Raw genomic sequence first — 18,901 nt, forward strand, 5'->3', positions numbered from 1 at the left:
TACCCCAGCTCCTTATTTTTTTCTGCAAGGAATTGTTCCTTGTGCGTTCAGTTCCTTTAACTTTTTTAATGCTTCTGAAGGAGTTAAGTTCATAAACAAATGGTTATCTGTAAATGGAATTTTCATAAATCCTTTAACATCAATATCTGTATATGCCTTCATTGCTTTGTCAAAAAATTCATCAGCGGTTCCCGTAAATTTGGAACCATGGAATGGAACACCTGCATCAATAAGATTTCTGTGCAATTGTTTATGGATATCTGCTGTTCCAATTCCCTTGTTCGGATACCATGCAATTGAATCAATTTGACTCAATTCAGAAATACCTAAAGTCTTCGCTATAGATCTTGGCATTAAATGATGGCCCATTCCAGTATCTAATAAATCAGAGTAAAGGCCAAATACATCAACATTTCGATTCGGATCTCCCACATACCCATACAACGTAGGGTTATTCCCCGCCAGCCCTATCGGGTCCTGCTGTGTATAAATCCCCTCATGCGGCGAGTAATAGCGGAAACGGTTGTAGTAAAGACCTGTTTCCTCGTCTTCGTATTGACCTGAGTAACGGAACGGACAATCGGATCTTTTGCCCTGGAGATAAATATTTTGGACGTTGCCGTAAATGTCCAGTTCGCAAGACCATACGCGTTCCCCGTGTTCATTATACATCTCTACCGGGGTGCCCAGGTGGTCGGTGATGATGCTGTACGTACCAGTGGCCGTAATTTTGGCGGCCGGGCGGAAGGTTCCGTCTTCAAACACCCAGGTCGTCAAAGTGGCAGGGTCAGGTTCTTGTGCAGCAACGGGATGAGATAGCAGGTGTCTAAATTTTTCTGCCGCTCCTTGAGGGGCAGCTAAGCCAGATTCAGGCTTTCTATCATGCTCGTCCTGCTTGCTCTCCGCTGTCCATTCATGCAAAATTTGGTTCCCGTCCCACATATAACAGTATACTACGCCGTTGAAGTGCTTCTCAATCCGGCGTCCTAGACTGTCATAGGTGAACACCACTTCCTGGCCGTCCGGACGTACGACCTTGCTCATCATACCGTTGCCGTAATACTCATAGCGCCAACGGCTGCCGTCTTTCTCCAGCTTTTCGATCAGTTGGCCTTCTTCATCATAGCTGTATTTCGTTCCTTGGAATTCGAGCAATCGCCCGCCTGCGCCGTATTTTCGGTCTGTGCGATGACCGCTGCTGTACAGGTTCCCGACATCGTCCGCCATGCGGAAGATTTTATCGAACTCGTTGCTGGCCCCGATCAAGGTGCCGAAATCGTCATAGTTATAGCGGATTGCCTTACCTGTCAGTTCGTTCGTCAGCGATTTCAGGCGGTAATTGATATCCCAAGCGTACTTTCTTTTCCGGCTTACGTGGCCGCCGCTGCTCACACTGTGCCGTTCCGGTCTTCCGATGATATCGTATTGCCATTTACTTACTACACCGCCAGGGAGCAGTCTTTCGATTTCTTGTCCCAGCTTGTTATAGGTCATTTGCGCAGTCCATGGCATGCTCGTTGCAGTTGGGGACGTGCCGTGCCCAGTCTGCTCTAGCTCCTGTACTTTTTGCTCCGCCTGCAACTGGCTAATCTGACCCAACATATCCCGGTCCATCTTGATGTGTGCGCCCAGGCTGCTGCTTACTTCCGTCCGGTTGCCGAGTTCATCATACTTGCTGGCGATCCAATATTTGTCCCGCCATTCCTGGATCAGACGGCCGGTTGCATCATACTCCAGCTTGACCGTGGCAAACGGATTGGTGGTCTCCAGCAAAGCCCCGATCCGGTTGTACTTGTACGTTTCGATCAGACCGTCGCTGTAAGCCGTTTGCGCTATGCGGCCCATTTCGTCGTAACTGAACGCCGTCCACCGGCCGGCGGAGCGCTCCACCCTTTCCAGCAATCCGCCAGAGCTGCGTACATATTGTCTGACGATGCCGTCAAACCCAGTTTCCCGAACAATTTTACTGTTGGCGTCACGTTCCAGCGCATACCGCTCCCCATGCTCGTTGATGACTGCCGTCAGCTCTTCCTCGTTGTTATATACCAGCTCAACCCGCTTTCCTTTTGCTTCGCGCCAGGTCATTTGCCCGAGCGGGGTATATCCGAATGTGACGCGCTGCTTGGAATCCTCCGCGGCGATGACTTCTTCGTACGCATTATATTGCAGCTTGATCACGTTGCCATCCGGCAGTTCGGCCCGAACCACCCGGCCCAAAGCATCGTAGGTAAAATACTGTTTTGCGCCCAGTGGGCTCGTCGTTTGCAAACATTCTCCCCGGTGATTGTAGCTCCACTCGGCACTCGTTCCGTCCGGCAGCGTCATCCGGGTTAAATTATAGTGATCGTCATACGCCAGCATCGTCGCTGCGTCCTGCGGGTTTCGCACCTCGCAAATCCGGTGGCGTTCATCGTACACAAACGTTGCCGCGGTCCCATCCGCGCTGGCGACCCTGTTTAATCTCCCCTGTTCATCATAATCCCAGGATTGGCTCCCGCCTTCCGGGTCGATTACTTGCAGCAGTTGCCCCTGCTCGCTGTACATGTACTGCCAGCTGCTGCCGTCCGGCTGGATCGTCTGCACCAACTGGCCCTGCTCGTCATACACATACTGCGTCAATCGGCCATCCTCGTCCGTTTCGCTCAAAAGGTCGGCCGTATCGCTATAGGTATATTCGTATCTGCCGCCTAGCGGGTTGATGATTGCTGTACAGTAATACTCCGGCGTATATTCATACTTTGTCGTATGTCCCTGACTGTTCGTCACCTCATTGTATCCGTCAAAATAAGCGATTCGCCCTTCCAACAGCCCGTCTTCGCCCCATGTATGCACGCAGCGCGCTCCCGTGGTTGGGCCGTCATAGCGCCAGTAGAAGCTATACCCGTTGCGGTCCTTTTTCTCGGTCATCAGATGCTGGTCATAGGTTTGATACGTGGTCTGGCCCAGCGCGTCCGTAATAGCAATGAGGTCGCCCGCTTCGTTGTACCGGTACTGCACCAACACTTCGCGTTCCTGTTGATACAGATGGGTCACCTTCACGATCCGTCCGGCTTCGTCGGTCTTGATGTCCAGCACCCGGCCTACGCTATCGGTCACCTGCTGCAAGTAGCCGCGCGCATCATAGGTTAAGACGATCCGACGACCGATCTCATCCTCGATGCGGGCCAGACGGTACGGCCTGGCTGCTTCCTCCTGCGGCGAAGCCTGCTGAACATCGCCTTTCTGCGGAACCGGTTTGTTTATACGGTACCCAACGCCCCGTATCTCCTGCGACTCCTCTGCTGTCCTGTGCTGGACCTCTGCCCTCTTCATCGCTCCTGACGGACGATTCGCTGCGATCGCAGACTCGAAGACATACGTCAGGCGGCTTTCTTCCTCCACCATCGCATATCCGGTTCCCTCGCGGCGCAAGGTGAGCCGTTCTTTCGGGTTCCGTGTTTCCATTAGGCCCCGGTGCAAGCGTTCAAATCCGGCTGCTCGCCCATCCGCTAACAGCACGCCGATGCAGTCGTCCAGCACCTCCAGCCGCATATCGAAGCTGTGATGCACGCCATGCCCAAGCCATCCTTGATGGCGGCTGTCGCTGATCCAGCGGCGCTCCCAACGGAGCGGCAAGGAACCCGGAAACTCGAAGTCGGTCGCTTCGCTCATCATCCGCCCGGTAATCAGGTCTACCGGCTCGAAGCCCCATTTACAGAAACGGTCCCCAAGGCCCTTGGTGCACTCGAATTTCTTCAACACTTTATGGTTGAACTTGGTAAGCGCATTCTTCGCGCCGGATTTCTCCAATGCCTTTTTGAACAGCGCCTTGCTCTTCTCCGCCAGCCTCCGCTCCATCGCAGCCAGCTTCTTGGCCAGCAGGTCCTTTAAGGCATCGGCCTGGCCCTTCAGCTTCCGCGCTCCGGTTAGCACTTTGTTCAGTGAGTTTTTGCCGAACTGGACAGCCCTTTTTGCTGCGGCCCGGCCGATTTTCCCGGCCATTTTCCCCGCAAGCTTGCCGCCTGCTTTCACCGCCGCCTTGGCCGCTACCTTCGCCGCACCTTTCGCCGCCAGCTTCGCTGCCCCAAACGCCGCGCCCCCGAAAGGCAGCATCGTGCCGATGGATAACGCCGCGCCGAAAAAGTCGCCCCGGCAGAGGCTCACGACCGCGCTTGCCGCTCCCGCGATAACGCCAAGTCCCGGCACCATGCTCAGCACATCCAGCGCGGTGCCCAGCTTCTCCAGGAATCCGTCCCGCTCCTTATCGCTCTTGGCTTGCTCCGCCTCTGGATTGCTCAAGGGCTCAAACGATTGCCGCTCGCTTCCCTCCATCGTCACCTCCGGCCCCATCACATCGGTCGTATCGTTTAGGATAAGGCTGCTTTGCCCGCCGGCGATCCACAGCTCTTCTTCCGCTTCGGCGCGAAACGTCTTCAGTTCGCTAAAGGCCAGCTCCTGTTCCGCCGTCAGCACGATGTCTTTGTCGCTTTGCAGCGTGATGCCGCCTTCTTCCCCGATGGTGACGAATAGCGTGCCTTCCTTCGCCGTAAACGAAATATCTGTCGTTCCCAGCTCAAATTCCTTCCCCCCGCCGGTAGAAAACGATTTGACGGTAGAGTCTGCCATTTTCTTGTTTGCTTTCTCCGCCGCCTCCCCTTGCGGGGAGAACGGGGTGCGGACCGACTGGATCAGCATCGCGTCCGCTTCCTCATGGCTCGGGAAATACAGCTTGATCCTGGAGCCGATCGGCGGCATGGCGTGAAAGATGTGACTCGCTGGGGAGGAATACGGAAACCAGACCGCTTCCTGCTCCGGTTGGTCTTCGTCGATATCCAGATGCACCTTCGCTTTCTTGACTCCGATGGCGAGGATGCGCCCTTCCATGGCCAATCCTGCCAGATTTTCGTTGTACCGCTTATTCTGGCGAAGTCCCACGGGCGTCGTACACAAATACGTAAACTCCAACATCCCTTTACTCAGTTGGCCCAGGACCCCTGCGACCACAAACCGGCGTCCGGCCGCTTCCACTTCGGACCCAAGCTCAAGCCACTGATCCATTCGCACCGTAAAGCGGGTAAAGTCCTGCTCCTGGAAGCCCTCGGCCCCCGTTTGCACAGCGGTCAGGAACGATTGTACGTCATGCTCAATTTGGTACAATCCTTCTTCCAGCTTCACCTGCTGCTTTACCGTCGGCGTGCCGATCCATACCCGCGGCTCATGGGTACTGACATCCGGCGTCACCACGGCCCCCGCATGGGAAGCCACCCGCTGAATAAAATCCCAGTCGGTCTCTTCGTACTGGAGCAGCAGATCGCCAATCGTTGCTCCGTGCTCAAAGGCATCGGTTTCCAGAAAATCGCCGCCCGGATACGCATGGATCACTTCTTTCAGCACATCGGTATACGCCATATCCGCATGCTGGAAGGAACGGCTTATCCGCTTGACATCCATCTGATAGGAATGTGAAATGATGTCCACTTGGACAGTCCATACATCGTGGAAGCGATCCGCCTGAATGTTGTGCAACTGGCCGAGAAACAGCGGGTAATCCGCCTGCCCTTCCCGAACCGCATACAGCCCGGCCCGGTCGCGGCTGCTGCCTTGCCGTACCAGCTCATGGCTGTCCTCCTCGCTCATGACGCCCTGAAGCTGCAAGACCGCATGCATGCCGGGGTATCGCTTCAGCTTCACTCCCTCAAGCCGCAGCTTTCCATACGGCCATTTGAGCGCGATGTCCTGCACGGTCAAGCCTGACAGGCGCCCCCATTCGTTTCCTAACACGTCTTTCCCCCCTCGATCACCGGATGATGCTACGCTTTTTTCTGCCCGTCATCGGCGATGTAGATGACTCCCTCCGCATGCTTGGTGCACATGATATACGAATCGCTGGTTAACACGGCTTTTCCGTCAATGAGCACATCCGCTTTCCCGTTCATCCACTCCATGTTCACTTGCGGCTCGCATGGCTTGTCCAGCGCTTCGCATACGCCGAAGGTGGCCGGGATGTTGACGACGGCTTTGCTGTCCGCCACATTCATCAGCGGCTGCCCCTGAATATAAGCGCCATGACAGGTCGGCAAATTGAGCAGATTGGGGTTGCTGCCGCACTGGCACTCCAATATCGCTCCCCTCACCACATAGCTGGCTTCCGCTCCCGCCGCCGCCTCCACGCTGGGGGGGCTAGGTTTCCTGAACGCTATAAAGCTTGCCATTTGTTGTCCCTCCTTCAAGCTTCTTCGCAAGTGTTGCCGGTTTTCGTCTTATGCTTCGCGCTTTGCTTCAGGCAAGCTCTACCGGGGTAAAGTGAAGCCCTGTAAATCCCCGTCTTTGCAAACTTTCCGCTACATCCAGACGGACGATCAGGATGTCTTCCTTTACTCCCGCCACGCGAAAGATGCGCTCCCGCCTCACTTTTGTTTCCGCCAGTACCAGCCGTCTACAGGCTCCGCTTGCATCCACTTGCGTTCGTTCGGACAAGCTGTCCGTTTCGCCCGGCTCCATGAACCAGTAGATATCCTGACGCCGGGTGCTGCGTCCCGTTAAGACGGCGGAATAAAACCGCAGGAAACGATCGTATTTCTCCAGCAAGCCTTTCATCCGGTCCGATACGAGCCAACGGGGATGGTCGATGAAGTCGAGATAGACCGGTTGTTCCCCGTCTTCCTTCACAAATACAATATTCCGCTCGTAGATTTCCATGTCCCTGCTGACGTGTTCCAAACGCATGCCATCGACAAACCGCTTGTCCTGCTGCAATCGAAAGTAGTACACCTGCCTGCTCCTTCCCCCTGTGCGTGGTCTATGGGCGAACTTCCACCAATTGCCCCGTCTCATCCTCTTCCATCCAGATGACCTGCCGTTTCTGCTCTTCGCTTAACGCAAATTGCGCGGCATCCTGCCAGATGATCTTGGCCCCATCCAGATTGGCGCCATGAAAGTAAGCGCCTTCCAGATCCGCAAACAGCAGGTTCGCCCCTTGCAAATTCGCATGCGTAAAATTCACGCCGAAGGTCCCCAGGATTTGCCCTTCCAGGATCAGCGGCTGTCCGCCCGCTGCATGCCAGAAATTCGCTCCTTGCAGGTCGCAATGGCTGAAATTGGCATCATAGAGCACGCTTTGGCTGAGATCGACGCCCTGCATGTTGCTGCGGCTGAAATCGACCCCTGCGCATATGCTTTTGTTGAGGCGGCTTCCCGCCAGGTTAGCGCCTGTTACATGACTGTAGCCTAAGTCGGCGCTTTCGTAGTTGCCGCCGCTCAAATCCAGGCTGCGCCAGTCCTGGTAGCGGTGAAGCGAACCGTCTCGTTGCTCCAGCCGGGCACGGATGGCCGCAGCATCTTTTTCTCGCCGTTCCTCTACCCATACGTCCTCGCTTAGATCCATATATTCGCCTGCACGAATGCGGAAAATGTCGGCGCGCCGGAGCTGTTGAAATTCCGGAAGCTCCACGATGCGCGGAACCGCCGCACGAACGAGGCTGATCACATAATGTCCGGCTATGGCCGTATCTTCCATCCATACGCGGTCACTTTCCAGCGGCAAGATTTCGCTTCCATAGCTTTTGCGCGACGCCTCTATGGTGTTTCGGTAGGTTTCCAGGTGGGCGTACAGCCACGGCGCTTCGTGCAGTTCGATGCTGGCCTCCCGGTCCAGATACCAAGTGTCGTCATACGCTTCCAGGCTGCACATGAGTTTTCCCTGCCCTAGCCAGGAACGCAAATACGAAACGTGCATGTAGGCGATGGGCCGCTTGTGTCCGGCTTCTTGCATCGCTTGAATGCGAAGACACAGCTTGCGAAAGGGTTCGATCCACTCCTTGGTATACGCATGAGCCTGCGCGCGAACCTCTGCGCCCATTTGCCGGATCATCGCTTCCCGCTGCTGTGCGACACCTTGCGTAAGCCATTGTTTCAACGCGTCCTGCTGCAATGGTTTTCTCTCCTTAAATGGTTTTTTCTCGTTAGTTGGTATGGACTTGCGTTCCCTTCACATCGGCGCGGTCTTCGAGCATCACGGAACTGCCCTTACACGTCATCTCCAATTTTTCCTGGGCGGAAATCGTGATTTTTTTCGAGGCCAACATCACTTCTTCCGTCGCTTTCACTGTCACGTTTTTGCTGCTGACAATTGAAATGCCTTCTTCATCGCTCAGCATAATGGACACGCCATCGCCCGTGATGAGGATATGATCGGGAGCGAGCACGATCATCTTGCCGTTCTTGGTCTTGATGGTTTTGATGCTCGGATCTTCCATCGGATCGCTTCCGCCGCCGCTTGCTGATGCCATGCCTCCGCTGGGCACTCCTGCCATGCCGACGCTTTGCCCTCCGCTTGCCGATGCCGGTTCCGCTTTCGGTTTCGGCACGGAGCTGATTGCAATAACATCCTCTTCTTTATGCGTTGGAAAATAGACGCGCACATCGTCGCCGATCTCCGGCATGCAATACCAGCCCGCATTGTCTTCCGAAGCGTAGATGGTTGAGTACGGAAACCAGAACGCCTTACCCGCGTCTTGCTCGGGATCAATGTTCAGATGTGCCTGAATCCGGTCTTTGGCTACCGCAATCACTTTGCCCTGCAGTGAGACCCCGACGATAGCCATGTTATATTGCTTTCGCCGGCTCAAGCCCAGCCGCGTGCCTAAGAAGTACGTATGCTTTAACAGCCCGTCCTTCAGATCCGTTCTGACTTCGCTTACGACAAGCTGCTGGTTGTCGAACGCAACCTCCATGCCGATGTCGAATACTTGATCGGTCTCCACTTCATAGAAGATGCAATCGCTCTCGCTCAATTCCGGCACTTGTCCCTGGACGGATAGCTGATACAGCTCCATCCGTTTATGTATCCGGTAATGGTAAGCGTTAACTTCCTCCTTAAAACCAGGCTCCGGAATGCCAAAGTGCACCTTCGGGGAATCAAAGCCGATCGCCGGTACAAGTCCGGTGTTAAAGTGGGAGGCTAACCGTTTCAATAATTCCCAGTCGGTCTCCCGGTACTGTAAAATCATGCGGCCAATAGCAGCGCCATTCGAAGCTTCATCCATAACGTCCGCGCCGTCGTAATCCTGTACGATCTGATCCACCAACTGCGCATACGCAAGTCCCGTATCTTGAAATGTACGTTCCTTTCGCGTCACATCGAACTGATACGATAGCGATACCGCCTCCATTTCGAGGTGGTATACGTCCCGAACGTGATAGATTTGCATATTCGTGACCATGCCTTGAAACAGGGTTCTCTTCCCGCTATGTTCCAGCCTTTGCGTAACGGCCACATTCATTCGGGCATAATCCATCCCGGCATAACCGGCCTTCTGTTCTTCCGGCACGATGCCTTTCAGACGAAGTGTAGCGTGCTCGTTGATTTCCTGTACAATGGTCAGCTCCCGGATCGACTCTAACGCAAACGGCGTGACTTCAATGTCCTGATAAGTCGCATAAGATCGTTCCATTATGAATCCCCCTCTTCCCGTTCCATCGGGTTGATGTGCAGGGAATCCATGATGCCAAGCGCAATCGGACGCCACTGCTCCTGATATCGCTCCATGCAATTGAGACCGAAGAAGAGCCCTTTCCCCTCCAGTTCAATGAAAAATATGCCATTATACATCACACCGTCCAGCACAGGCACGGTAAATTCATAAAAGCCCATCTTGCGGCCTCCGACCTCGCGCACCCCTTCTCCCAACCACTTCGCATTCGGCTGCATCCGTTTGATCAGGAAGCTGAGGTCCTGTACAAACTGTTCCATTTCATGGTTAACCATTCTGTTGTTCGTCGGATTTACGGTCAGATTAATCTCCAGCGTCTCATCGGTGTAGATGATTTGGGGACGCCGTTCGGCGGGATATTTGATCCTGGCGTACTCCTCCGGCATGGGTTCGAAGGAATCAGGCACAAACATAAAGACTTGATCGGGCACTACCTCCGTCCTTTGAAATGTAATGACCTCATCGCCTAATGTAAGCTCTCCCGCTTGAATCGCTTGGCTGACGTTTTCCGGAGTTAATGCAGCCTTCAACGCCTCTTGCTTCTCCATCTGTTCCTGCTTGCCAATCAGCTCAAGCCATTGTTCGTCCATATGTTCCATATGCATCCCTCTTTCCGTTTCCGATTGGAATACGTCTTGTCTATTCATAGCTGCAAAAAACGAAGCGACCGTTCCCCGGCGGGACGGTCTGATTGATTTCTCGTAAGCAGGAATATAAGCAGCAACTCAAATCCACCGATCTTGTTGAAAAAAAAGGAATTCAAAGAATAAATTCTCATCTTATCCTTTGTTTCTTAATATCGGAGACACATCCTGATATTTTTAGAGTAGTTTAGAAATTATCGTCATACATTGTAATTAGGTTTCAATTATTGATATTTTTTTACGTTAGGTGATTATAGCTGTGGTGAGATCGGCAATGGCCCGTTTGACTGTGCTGCAGGACAGCTTCAGTTCCCGGACGATGGTGCCGATGGCTAGGTAACAGGTGCTATCGGTATCGGCCCGGTGCGGCAGCTTGGAATGGTACAGGACAGTGTAATAGCCCATCCGTCTCCTCTTTATTCCACGCGCGCCACTCCTTTAGGCTGGGGCCCTGGTTTCCCCTGTTCCGCTGCCGCGTGATTCTCCAACTCCCAGTCTTCTTCCGCCGCAGAATGTCCCCCTACAATTCCGACCGGTTGGCAAAAGCCACTCGCCGGGCGGCTTTTTATAAGGAGGCGAGAGACATTGCAAACAGCCGCCGTCTGCTGCTTGTCAGGCAAGGAGTCTCAATACACCATTTTGGGTTGGATGTCTAACAACACCTCCTCCCCCCAATCCCCTCATTACCGTATAGACGAAGAGAAGCCTTAGTTTCATGCAAGCAGGCTTTACAGGTCTGGAAATTGAAGATCTGCACAAAAGTGCTGTCCAAGAAAACTGATATCGAAGGGACGTCCATCGAAACGGTCCCCTATCCCCTAATCGTACCGAAGGTCAGATCCAAGCACAGCAAGCGGTGCAAAAGCTAGAGCAATATAAGCGGAGTGAAGAACGGAAATCCAAAGGCGAAACTAAAAATGATCGGAAGCCTGATGAAACCCTTGTTGGCGCAGTAACCGTTGCAGCGGAGGGTTGTAGTTGTAGTTGTAGTTGTAGTTGTAGTTGTAGTCGGAGTAGGCATTGCTTTGGGCTGGACAGGTGTGGGGCTCGAATCGCCGGGACAGGAGCAATGGCTATCTCCGCAGGAGCGTATACGGAGCATGGGGAGTAGCCGATATAGCGGAGGGTGTGCAAGACTATTATTATGTAAGCAAGGGAGGCACTCAGACTCCTACCTTTAACTTTGTAAGGGATACGCTGTTTAATAGGAACGAAGAAGCCTACCGGATGTCCATGGATATTTCCCTGATCACCGGCGGGTTAGCCGCAGAAATTGTAGTCCCTACTTGCTATTGTCGTCCGTCCTGGGTACGGGTAGGATGATGAAACGAAGTAATAGCAGCCCAAAACCTCCAACAACACAAAAAGGTGGGGTCAAGTATATCTTGTTTCTGCTACCGCATAATGTCCAAAAGAAGATGGGATAGGTTGTCCGGAAATAGCTGGAGTAGTTGTCCGGGACCGTGAACCCGTCAAGGCCGCGAAGCGTTTATATAGCCTTGACGGGTGTTTCCAACCTGCAAAGCTATCTTATAGCCCAGCAAACCCTTGCTGGGCCTGCCACGCGGTGAGCGATGGGGTGCAGGGGAGAAATCCCCTGCGTGTTCCCCTCAGGGGGACGGAAGGGGGGGCTTTCAAGTAATTACCGTATTCTCCCATGGCAAGTCGGCCGTCAATGTCCACCAGGTAGGGCGAAATGGCCAATCCTGTCCGTCAGGGGCCTTTTTAGCTGAAAAACAGAAGAAATCGGACAATTCCGCCTGTCAAAGTAGCATTGTGAAATAGCATATTCATGGGCTTTGGACAAGATCCCCAGCAAAATGAGGACAACTTAACCATCAACCTTTGGACTGGATAGATTGGTAATAACAATATCTTCTGGGAGGCGGGAGAAATTCCCTAAACCTAAGCATGTACCAAAGGATACTAATGGAAATCTACTGCAACTTCCTTGATCCGATGGGAAAATGGTAAATGGTACTATTCACATCCAGATCAAAGAATTCAGAGGTAAAAGAAGAGGTTACGGCTAGGCCCCTTAAATCCGGAGTCATGCCCTACAATTAACAAGCGTTTGTAAAATAACTCTTTATTTCGAGGTGTTACATGGCTTTATGAAATTTCGAGGAGTCCTCCAGTGTCTTGACCCATTCTGAAAACCTCGCAGGAGGCATTAACTTCAAGCTGCCATGCATCTTGCGGTTGTTGTAGAAGTCCATATATTGATCAAGGGCCTCGTAAGCTTCCTCGAAGGTCCTGAACTCTGTTTGGCTGAATAGATCGCGTTCCAATAAGCTATGAAAGGATTCAATGTATGCATTCATATTTGGTGTCCGTGGCGGGATGCGTTCGTGAATCATCTCCAGGCTTTCACAGGTATCTCCAAATAACTTACTGACGAATTGCGGTCCGTTATCTGTTCGAATCACGGGCAGGGCTTCTCCGGATTGGAGACGACTCTGTAGCGCCCGCCATAGGGTTTGGACCGCATGTTTGGCCTCACATACGGGTCCTCTGTACTGCTGGACCACGACACGGTCAAATACATCAATGATACTAAGCACGAAAAAGAAACGTTCCTGACCGATGATGTAGCGTGAAGTAAGAGACGGGGCGTAGTCGAACTATTTCCCCGTTTCTCCTTCCCGAACCGGACATGCACCTCTCAGCGCATCCGGCTCTCCATTTAAGTGTTGCTCATAGCAAAGGCGACATCATCATAATAGGATTCAATAGTTCGTCGTTTGTCTGAACGTAGGATATATGGATTTTCGGTAGGGTTTCGCCATGTGAACCAACCTTTGCGGCTAGTGATTAGCCTTCTCAGTGCTAGTTCACCATAGAATCCGCGACTGTTCTGACCCTGCAGTACCCAGATTTTAGCCTTTCCTTTTTCTGGTGAGCGGACATAATCTCGCATCAAAGCTCGGAAGCCACGCTTGTACTTTCTTGCCAGCCAGTAGCCGAGTTTCCAGAACACCGCGCGATCTACTTTACCGAATATCGTCGCTGTATGGTCTGTGTATTGATAAAAGTTTGCCCATCCTGCAAGTTGTCGGTTTAGGCTTTCGACCAAGTCCATAACGTTCATGCTGTAATTTCCCGACAATTGCTTGACAAGTTTTTCCGTGAAGCGGCGGTATTTCTCCCATGGAATGGATGAGACAGGGCGCATTCGTCCCCGAGCCCCACGTTTGCGAATGATACGATGTCCGAGGAAGACAAAACCGTCATTGACGTGCGTGATATGCGTTTTCTGCATGTTGAGCGTGAGTTTCAACTTATCTTCGAGAAACTCCCGACATGCTTCACGAACTTCTTCTGCATGTGCCTTGGTTCCTTTGACAATCACCACAAAATCATCCGCATAGCGGCAGTACGAAATAGCTGGCTTCCACTGCCGATTTTCACGTATCGCGATAGGGCGCTCTTTCTGAATGCCGAAGTTCCAAGCCCAGCGATCTTTTCGTACCTTCTTACTCAGAAATTTCGCTTCCATCCATTGATCAAATTCGTGTAACATTATATTGGATAGGAGGGGCGAGATAACCCCACCTTGCGGAACTCCCTCGCTTGAGGCGCGAAATAAACCGTGGTCTACGCATCCTGCCTTGATCATCTTCCATATCAAGGAAAGGAATCTCTGGTCAGAGATACGTTTACGGACAGCCTTCATGAGCAGCCGATGGTGTACGGTATCGAAATAACTCGCCAAGTCTCCTTCAATGACCCAGCGACCGGCGGTTGCGTTCAGTTGTTCATTTCCATCTTGCAATTGCATTTTGACAGTACGAATTGCATGATGTACGCTCCGTGCAGGTCTGAAACCATAGGATACCGGATGGAAATCACTTTCCCATATCGGCTCCATTACCATCAGCATTGCCCTTTGCACGATACGATCTCGAAGACATGGAATACCTAGCGGTCTGAGTTTGCCATTGGCTTTAGGGATATATACTCGTCGGGCAGGTTGCGGACAGTATCTTCCGCTCAGCAGTTCATAGTGTAACATTTCCAGTTCTAGATCGAGCTTTCCTTCCATCTTACGCCTGTCTACGCCGTCTACGCCCGGTGTTCGAGCGCCGCTTGAAGCGAGAGTGATACGAGCCGCTTCACTTAACCAAGACCTGTCAGCAATTAGTCTGATTAGTCGGTCGAACTTACGATCCTTGTTTTCTGTTGACCATGTCGCCAGTTTGCTTTGCATTTCACTGATTATCAAAGGTCTTCACCTCACTAGGGTCAGTTAATGAGCCAAGCAAACCACTTAAACTGCCTCCCTTCGCCATGTAACCGGCTTTCCCGATCTCAGACTACTACGGAGGCTCCGTCATTCTGCATAGCATCGGGGAACTCACTCCCTTGGCATCTATGCAGACTTTCCCCAGTTCACATGCTGGACTCCACACATGGGTTAGGCTGCCTATCGCAGTCTTTATCCTTGCATTCTGCAAGTCGTCGCGGACATCGCGGTCTAGCTATGCACTCTCCGTGAATCCCATCCGGTCAACTTACATGTTTGACCGGATTTCGTGAATGCCGTCAATGCGGCTAACGGCAGTTCAGTCCGTGACCTGCCTGTTAAGCGATGTAGGCAGGGGTGACATTTCAACCCTCAGATGCGGTTTAATAGGTTTGTGTTCCTCAGCCTTCCCATGCTCAGCCTAGAGACTCATCTTGGCGTAATCGCTTCGCCGCAAGCCCCGTTTCCCGCGGACTACGTCACCTTGCCAGTGTCGGCAAGTCACCGCCGCTTCGGCTCACTTCTTCTCACAGCAGAAGAAGGGCATGTCTGTAAAAAAAAAAAAAAATCTCAACATGCATTCCAAACATGCTCGAGTAACTTGTTCCATTACAGGAACTTGTTAGCTGGGCGTACCGTACTTGATGTCCATTTGCCACAACTGGTTGGACCCGGTGACGACCCGGTTCTTGGGGAGCCGGCGTGGATGTGAGGGGAGGCGCTTACGGGATTGCCTCAGAATCCCTAGATCTTTACACAAGCGATAGGCTTTCTTCTTGTTCAGCTTTACGCTGTACCGGTTACGAATACATTGCGCAAGAAGTTTGTAGCCATAGACATGCTCTTCGCCTTCGAGGAGCTCAAGCAGCCATTCCTTGATTTGTTCGTCACTGACTTTCTCTCCCGTAACCGTAAAGGAGTAGCCCGGCACCGGACGTCCCATCTGGCCTTCTGATGGGCGTTTTGTTGCCGGTCGGGCAGCCCGTTTTTTACGATCATAGTACGTCGATTCAGATAATCCAAGTATTCGCAGAACCCGTGCTACCGGTTCCCCCCGCTTAATAAATAGGTCTGCTACTTCGAATTTTTCGGATAAGCGGGGTCTTTCTTTTTTAGCAGTTCTCGTAGAATCTCAAGCTCAAGTTCTTTTTCCCCGAGCACCTTCATGGCCTTTTCGTAGCGCTGTTCCACATCCTGAAGTCGCTGAAGTTCTTGCAGATGCTCGTCTGCAACCGGAATTTCTTCGGGTGGAATGGAGTCACGATGATCCCTAATCCATCCGCGTATGGTTTCTGGATGGATGTCGTACATGCGGGATAATACCCCCACCTTAACTCCAGCCAACGCTTCCTTAACGATTTTAAGCCGTGCTTCCTCTTTCAGCCTCTTTCCCATCCTCGTCATCTCTCCCTTATCTCTAGTTTAAATTATTGGGTGGGAGGACTCCAGTTTAATTAGGGGGCCTAGGAGGTTAAGGAACAAAAATGGATTTTCTTTTAGGAAACGAAAGTGATTGATAAAGCCGCGACTGGATGCTAGTGCCTCACTTATTTTGGGTGCGCGGCCGATCTGGATTCAGCTTCAAGAAAAAGTGTGCATCATTAAAGAACCTGCTTTACTAGACTGTGCAACCTTGATCTGTAGTAACGACACGGCACCATTACTATTGAAAAAAGTAACCTGGGCTTGAATCTCATGATCGTTGACAGAAAGGGGGATGAAAATGAGCAACTTTGAACTCACCTTGGCCAGCCAGGAGATCAAGCATTTTAAATTATTCGGCAGTTGAATGAGCATGCGCGTATCTGATTTACTGCTGTTATCCCTGACGTACATCTTGAGAAGTACATGCAAATGAGCACTTGTATCCTGCGGAAACAAAGTGCTCATTCACACTAATAATACGAAGCCACCCGTTAGATAACAGGCGGCTCTTGTTCAATGTGGGGAAAACAGGTAGAATTCAAGCCTACCTCCGTTGCAAAACCTAATTTCTTAATTCTGCTTTTCCTTGTTCAAATTCTGTGAAAATTTGGTCGACAGTTTTCTTGCCCTCAGCTATTTCTTGATCAATTCGCTCGACCATCTTCTTCTTTTTATCAATTTGTGCTAAAACCTCAATGACCTTTGGATCAGTTAAATCAACATCCGGATTATTTTGATAGTAGCTTTCATGAATTTTGATCATTTCTTTGTACACGCTTAATTTTCGGTTCAGTTGATCTTCTGTCTTCTCAGGGGCTACTTCTGTTTTTAGGCGACCAATTTCTGCCCCTAATTCCTTAACCTGCTTTCCTTGTTCACTAGTTGCATTTGGATTAGCCAACAGGTCTGCTTTCTGCTTTTCAAATTCTGCTGTCTTTGCACTGAGAACCTCTTGTTTAGAAGGATTATTGGCGTAAGCATGATAGCCCGCAAAACTACCGGCACTTAAAACAATGGCCCCAGACAAAAACAATATTGTCAATTTCTTTTTTGTTGAGAACATTTCAATTCATCCCCTTCTATTCTTTATGAACCTGATTTGATCTTAAGTGTAACTACCCACATGGTAACCTTTTCCTGAAAAGGACTCACTCCATGATTCCACCGTTGACCAATCGCTACCGCTTAAGCGTTGAAGCTCAACCGTGAGGGTGGAATCATACTCATCCGATACGTACACATCCCCGCTGGAAACAGCGCGGCCCCACTGCCCAATCGAAAGAGACGCTCCAACGAATGAAATATGCTGGTAATAGGGAACAACAGAACCTCTTTCACCTAATGCCCCTACGCTTCCGCCAGCCTGTACAACAGCACCTGATGCAAGCAAAACAAAAAAACAAAGAGTAATGATACCATTCGTTTATGTACCATTGAAAACCCCCTTTTCCTTTTTTTCCCTACCATCATATAAAACGATCTAAGCTCTTATTTTACAACACCCTTCGTGCAATAAAATTATTGGAGCAGCGTGACACTTTCCGCTATGTCCAGAAACTGATTTTGGCTTAATCCCGTATGTTCACCCATGAACATGAATAATTGGGAATGCTTTTGCCAGATGACAGTCCACTTGTCTCCTTTTCGGATAATAATCCCTTGCGACCCTTGAACTGTAGTTTGAATGACCTCATCGGCATCCTCAGTATCTACATTCGTGCCACTGCCTTCTCGTTTTTGTTGGAACAAAATGTACCCTCCGTTGTCATGGGCATACTCGATCCCTTTCATATTCTCAAGGTTTGTCACATTGACAATGTGATAATCTTCCGGGATTCGTATCGGAACATAGGCATGCTCCCAATTGATTTCCAGATGGTTCCCGGTTACCTCATCTGCATTTTGACGTCCCAATCGGATTTCCGTATATTCGTCTTGCAGTTGAACAAACAGAGTAAACACTTTAACACGCACCGCCTCTACTGTCATGGAAGATACGGCCAACAATACAAGCAACAAGGAACAAACAAGCGCCGTTTTCTTTGAACCTATAAAACATATTCTGACCATCTTTTTGATCTGAAGGAACGCAAGATGGCGATTCAATCGCTTCAGGAACTTGTTTCTCTCTGCTTCCGTCGGAAGAAAAAAGGGATTCCGATGCATTTCCTCATTCTCTTCCAGAAGTTTTTTCCCTTCTTGCTCCACGTAGCTGGCCAGAGCCAGCTTCAATTGGATCTCCTCGTACTCTTCCATAAGTGAAGTCCGATCCATCGAATTATTCGATTTCGCCATCCTGCTCCCCCCTTTCTTTAGTTAATGCAGCCTGGGCACGAGGCCGGGCACGGGTTAAATACCCCTGGATATTTCGAATTGGAATGTCCATGATGCTGGCGATTTCTTTATCCTTCAGTCCCATAAGATATTTGTAAACCAGCAGATGCCGATCTCTTTCCGGTATGTACTCCAAGGCTCTGCCTAACGCCTCATAGCTCTCCCTTTTGATCGTTTGTTCTTCCGGCGAGGCTTGGGCATCCGCAACTTCTTCTACAGGATCGACCGTTCCATCCATCCTCAATTTTTGAGAACCGCGGGCTTGCTTACGAATATGATCCATACAAACACTTCTAATGGTATAAACGATATATGACGTTCTTTTACAACTGTCCAAAGATTGTAAAAGAGATATTTTGGGGACTAATTTTATAAAAGCATCCTGAAAAAGATCACCCGTGATTGCATAATCCCTAACCATGTCGTATGCTTTCTTTTTCATTAATGGATAGTACTGCTGGTATAAATCGGTCATGTAAGCCCGGTCACTGTCATCTTCAATCATGGATATAAACAAAGGGAGCATACGACACCTCCGTATTAGAGAGTAAGCCAAAACAGCAGGCATTCAAAAAGTAATCGGCAGATGTCTGTTATGACCCTCCCTTTGTGTAATCCCGCGGCCATTGAACTGCTGGCTTATATTTTCTACTATATCTCTCCTTTAGTTTCCAACAAGTTCAAAATATCACATTTTCTTATAAATGAGCGTGCTTAAGCAAGCTCGACTAATAAATATAGAGCATCAGCATGCTTTAAGCCGGGAGATAATCCTGGTTTAG

At 50.8% G+C, this 18,901-nt stretch carries 15 protein-coding genes; 1 reads left to right on the forward strand and 14 read right to left on the reverse strand.

Annotation, left to right across the window (positions count from 1 at the left end; genetic code table 11):
- Positions 1-12: 12 nt before the first annotated feature.
- The 7 genes from PDUR_RS18660 to PDUR_RS29225 form a co-directional block, all read right to left on the reverse strand.
- Positions 13-5,760: a DUF6531 domain-containing protein gene (locus tag PDUR_RS18660; protein ID WP_052410299.1), complete on the reverse strand. Its 5,748-nt coding sequence runs from the start codon at positions 5,758-5,760 to the stop codon at positions 13-15.
- A gap of 29 nt (positions 5,761-5,789) precedes the next feature.
- Positions 5,790-6,191: a DUF4280 domain-containing protein gene (locus PDUR_RS18665; protein WP_052410300.1), complete on the reverse strand. Its 402-nt coding sequence runs from the start codon at positions 6,189-6,191 to the stop codon at positions 5,790-5,792.
- A gap of 67 nt (positions 6,192-6,258) precedes the next feature.
- Positions 6,259-6,750, reverse strand: coding sequence for a hypothetical protein (locus PDUR_RS18670; protein ID WP_042207638.1), 492 nt, complete (start codon positions 6,748-6,750; stop codon positions 6,259-6,261).
- Between the two features lie 28 nt (positions 6,751-6,778).
- Complete coding sequence (locus PDUR_RS18675) at positions 6,779-7,909, reverse strand: pentapeptide repeat-containing protein (protein ID WP_042207639.1); 1,131 nt, start codon at positions 7,907-7,909, stop codon at positions 6,779-6,781.
- Between the two features lie 31 nt (positions 7,910-7,940).
- Entirely contained in the window at positions 7,941-9,431 is a 1,491-nt protein-coding gene (locus tag PDUR_RS18680; RefSeq protein ID WP_042207640.1) for a type VI secretion system Vgr family protein, read from the reverse strand.
- Positions 9,431-10,069 (reverse strand): hypothetical protein, encoded by a 639-nt coding sequence (locus PDUR_RS18685; RefSeq protein WP_042207641.1) that lies wholly within the window; start codon positions 10,067-10,069, stop codon positions 9,431-9,433. Before PDUR_RS18685 ends, PDUR_RS18680 begins: the two co-directional genes overlap by 1 nt.
- A gap of 288 nt (positions 10,070-10,357) precedes the next feature.
- Positions 10,358-10,519 carry a hypothetical protein gene (locus PDUR_RS29225; protein ID WP_169744922.1) on the reverse strand — a complete coding sequence of 54 codons (162 nt, stop codon included), beginning with the start codon at positions 10,517-10,519 and terminating at the stop codon, positions 10,358-10,360.
- A gap of 615 nt (positions 10,520-11,134) precedes the next feature.
- Between PDUR_RS29225 and PDUR_RS28875 the strand changes: the two genes are divergently transcribed.
- On the forward strand, positions 11,135-11,437 hold the full coding sequence (locus tag PDUR_RS28875; protein ID WP_156130515.1) for a hypothetical protein: 303 nt from the start codon (positions 11,135-11,137) through the stop codon (positions 11,435-11,437).
- Between the two features lie 779 nt (positions 11,438-12,216).
- On the opposite strand, the gene PDUR_RS18690 is transcribed toward PDUR_RS28875, so the two are convergent.
- The 7 genes from PDUR_RS18690 to PDUR_RS18725 form a co-directional block, all read right to left on the reverse strand.
- The gene (locus PDUR_RS18690) at positions 12,217-12,543 is read right to left on the reverse strand and encodes an integrase core domain-containing protein (RefSeq protein WP_330217218.1); all 327 of its coding nucleotides are present in this window, start codon (positions 12,541-12,543) and stop codon (positions 12,217-12,219) included.
- 257 nt (positions 12,544-12,800) lie between these two features.
- The gene (gene ltrA, locus PDUR_RS18695) at positions 12,801-14,339 is read right to left on the reverse strand and encodes a group II intron reverse transcriptase/maturase (protein WP_218918416.1); all 1,539 of its coding nucleotides are present in this window, start codon (positions 14,337-14,339) and stop codon (positions 12,801-12,803) included.
- A gap of 643 nt (positions 14,340-14,982) precedes the next feature.
- On the reverse strand, positions 14,983-15,303 hold the full coding sequence (locus tag PDUR_RS18700; RefSeq protein ID WP_052410302.1) for an IS3 family transposase: 321 nt from the start codon (positions 15,301-15,303) through the stop codon (positions 14,983-14,985).
- A gap of 131 nt (positions 15,304-15,434) precedes the next feature.
- On the reverse strand, positions 15,435-15,755 hold the full coding sequence (locus tag PDUR_RS18705) for a helix-turn-helix domain-containing protein (RefSeq protein WP_042207643.1): 321 nt from the start codon (positions 15,753-15,755) through the stop codon (positions 15,435-15,437).
- A 592-nt stretch (positions 15,756-16,347) separates the two neighbouring features.
- Positions 16,348-16,848 (reverse strand): hypothetical protein, encoded by a 501-nt coding sequence (locus PDUR_RS18715; protein WP_052410303.1) that lies wholly within the window; start codon positions 16,846-16,848, stop codon positions 16,348-16,350.
- A gap of 455 nt (positions 16,849-17,303) precedes the next feature.
- Complete coding sequence (locus PDUR_RS18720) at positions 17,304-18,080, reverse strand: DUF4367 domain-containing protein (RefSeq protein ID WP_042207646.1); 777 nt, start codon at positions 18,078-18,080, stop codon at positions 17,304-17,306.
- Positions 18,064-18,645, reverse strand: coding sequence for an RNA polymerase sigma factor (locus PDUR_RS18725; RefSeq protein ID WP_042207647.1), 582 nt, complete (start codon positions 18,643-18,645; stop codon positions 18,064-18,066). Before PDUR_RS18725 ends, PDUR_RS18720 begins: the two co-directional genes overlap by 17 nt.
- Positions 18,646-18,901: the final 256 nt, after the last annotated feature.

The organism is Paenibacillus durus (assembly GCF_000756615.1).
Classification (GTDB): domain Bacteria; phylum Bacillota; class Bacilli; order Paenibacillales; family Paenibacillaceae; genus Paenibacillus_AQ; species Paenibacillus_AQ durus.

Bases quoted from the DNA above. Each gene is read 5' to 3' on its own strand.
- PDUR_RS18665 (WP_052410300.1), bottom strand. From the start codon at position 6,191: ATGGCAAGCTTTATAGCGTTCAGGAAACCTAGCCCCCCCAGCGTGGAG.
- PDUR_RS18680 (WP_042207640.1), bottom strand. From the start codon at position 9,431: ATGGAACGATCTTATGCGACTTATCAGGACATTGAAGTCACGCCGTTT.
- PDUR_RS18685 (WP_042207641.1), bottom strand. From the start codon at position 10,069: ATGGAACATATGGACGAACAATGGCTTGAGCTGATTGGCAAGCAGGAA.
- PDUR_RS29225 (WP_169744922.1), bottom strand. From the start codon at position 10,519: ATGGGCTATTACACTGTCCTGTACCATTCCAAGCTGCCGCACCGGGCC.
- PDUR_RS18700 (WP_052410302.1), bottom strand. From the start codon at position 15,303: ATGGGACGTCCGGTGCCGGGCTACTCCTTTACGGTTACGGGAGAGAAA.
- PDUR_RS18705 (WP_042207643.1), bottom strand. From the start codon at position 15,755: ATGGGAAAGAGGCTGAAAGAGGAAGCACGGCTTAAAATCGTTAAGGAA.
- PDUR_RS18715 (WP_052410303.1), bottom strand. From the start codon at position 16,848: ATGTTCTCAACAAAAAAGAAATTGACAATATTGTTTTTGTCTGGGGCC.
- PDUR_RS18720 (WP_042207646.1), bottom strand. From the start codon at position 18,080: ATGGCGAAATCGAATAATTCGATGGATCGGACTTCACTTATGGAAGAG.
- PDUR_RS18725 (WP_042207647.1), bottom strand. From the start codon at position 18,645: ATGCTCCCTTTGTTTATATCCATGATTGAAGATGACAGTGACCGGGCT.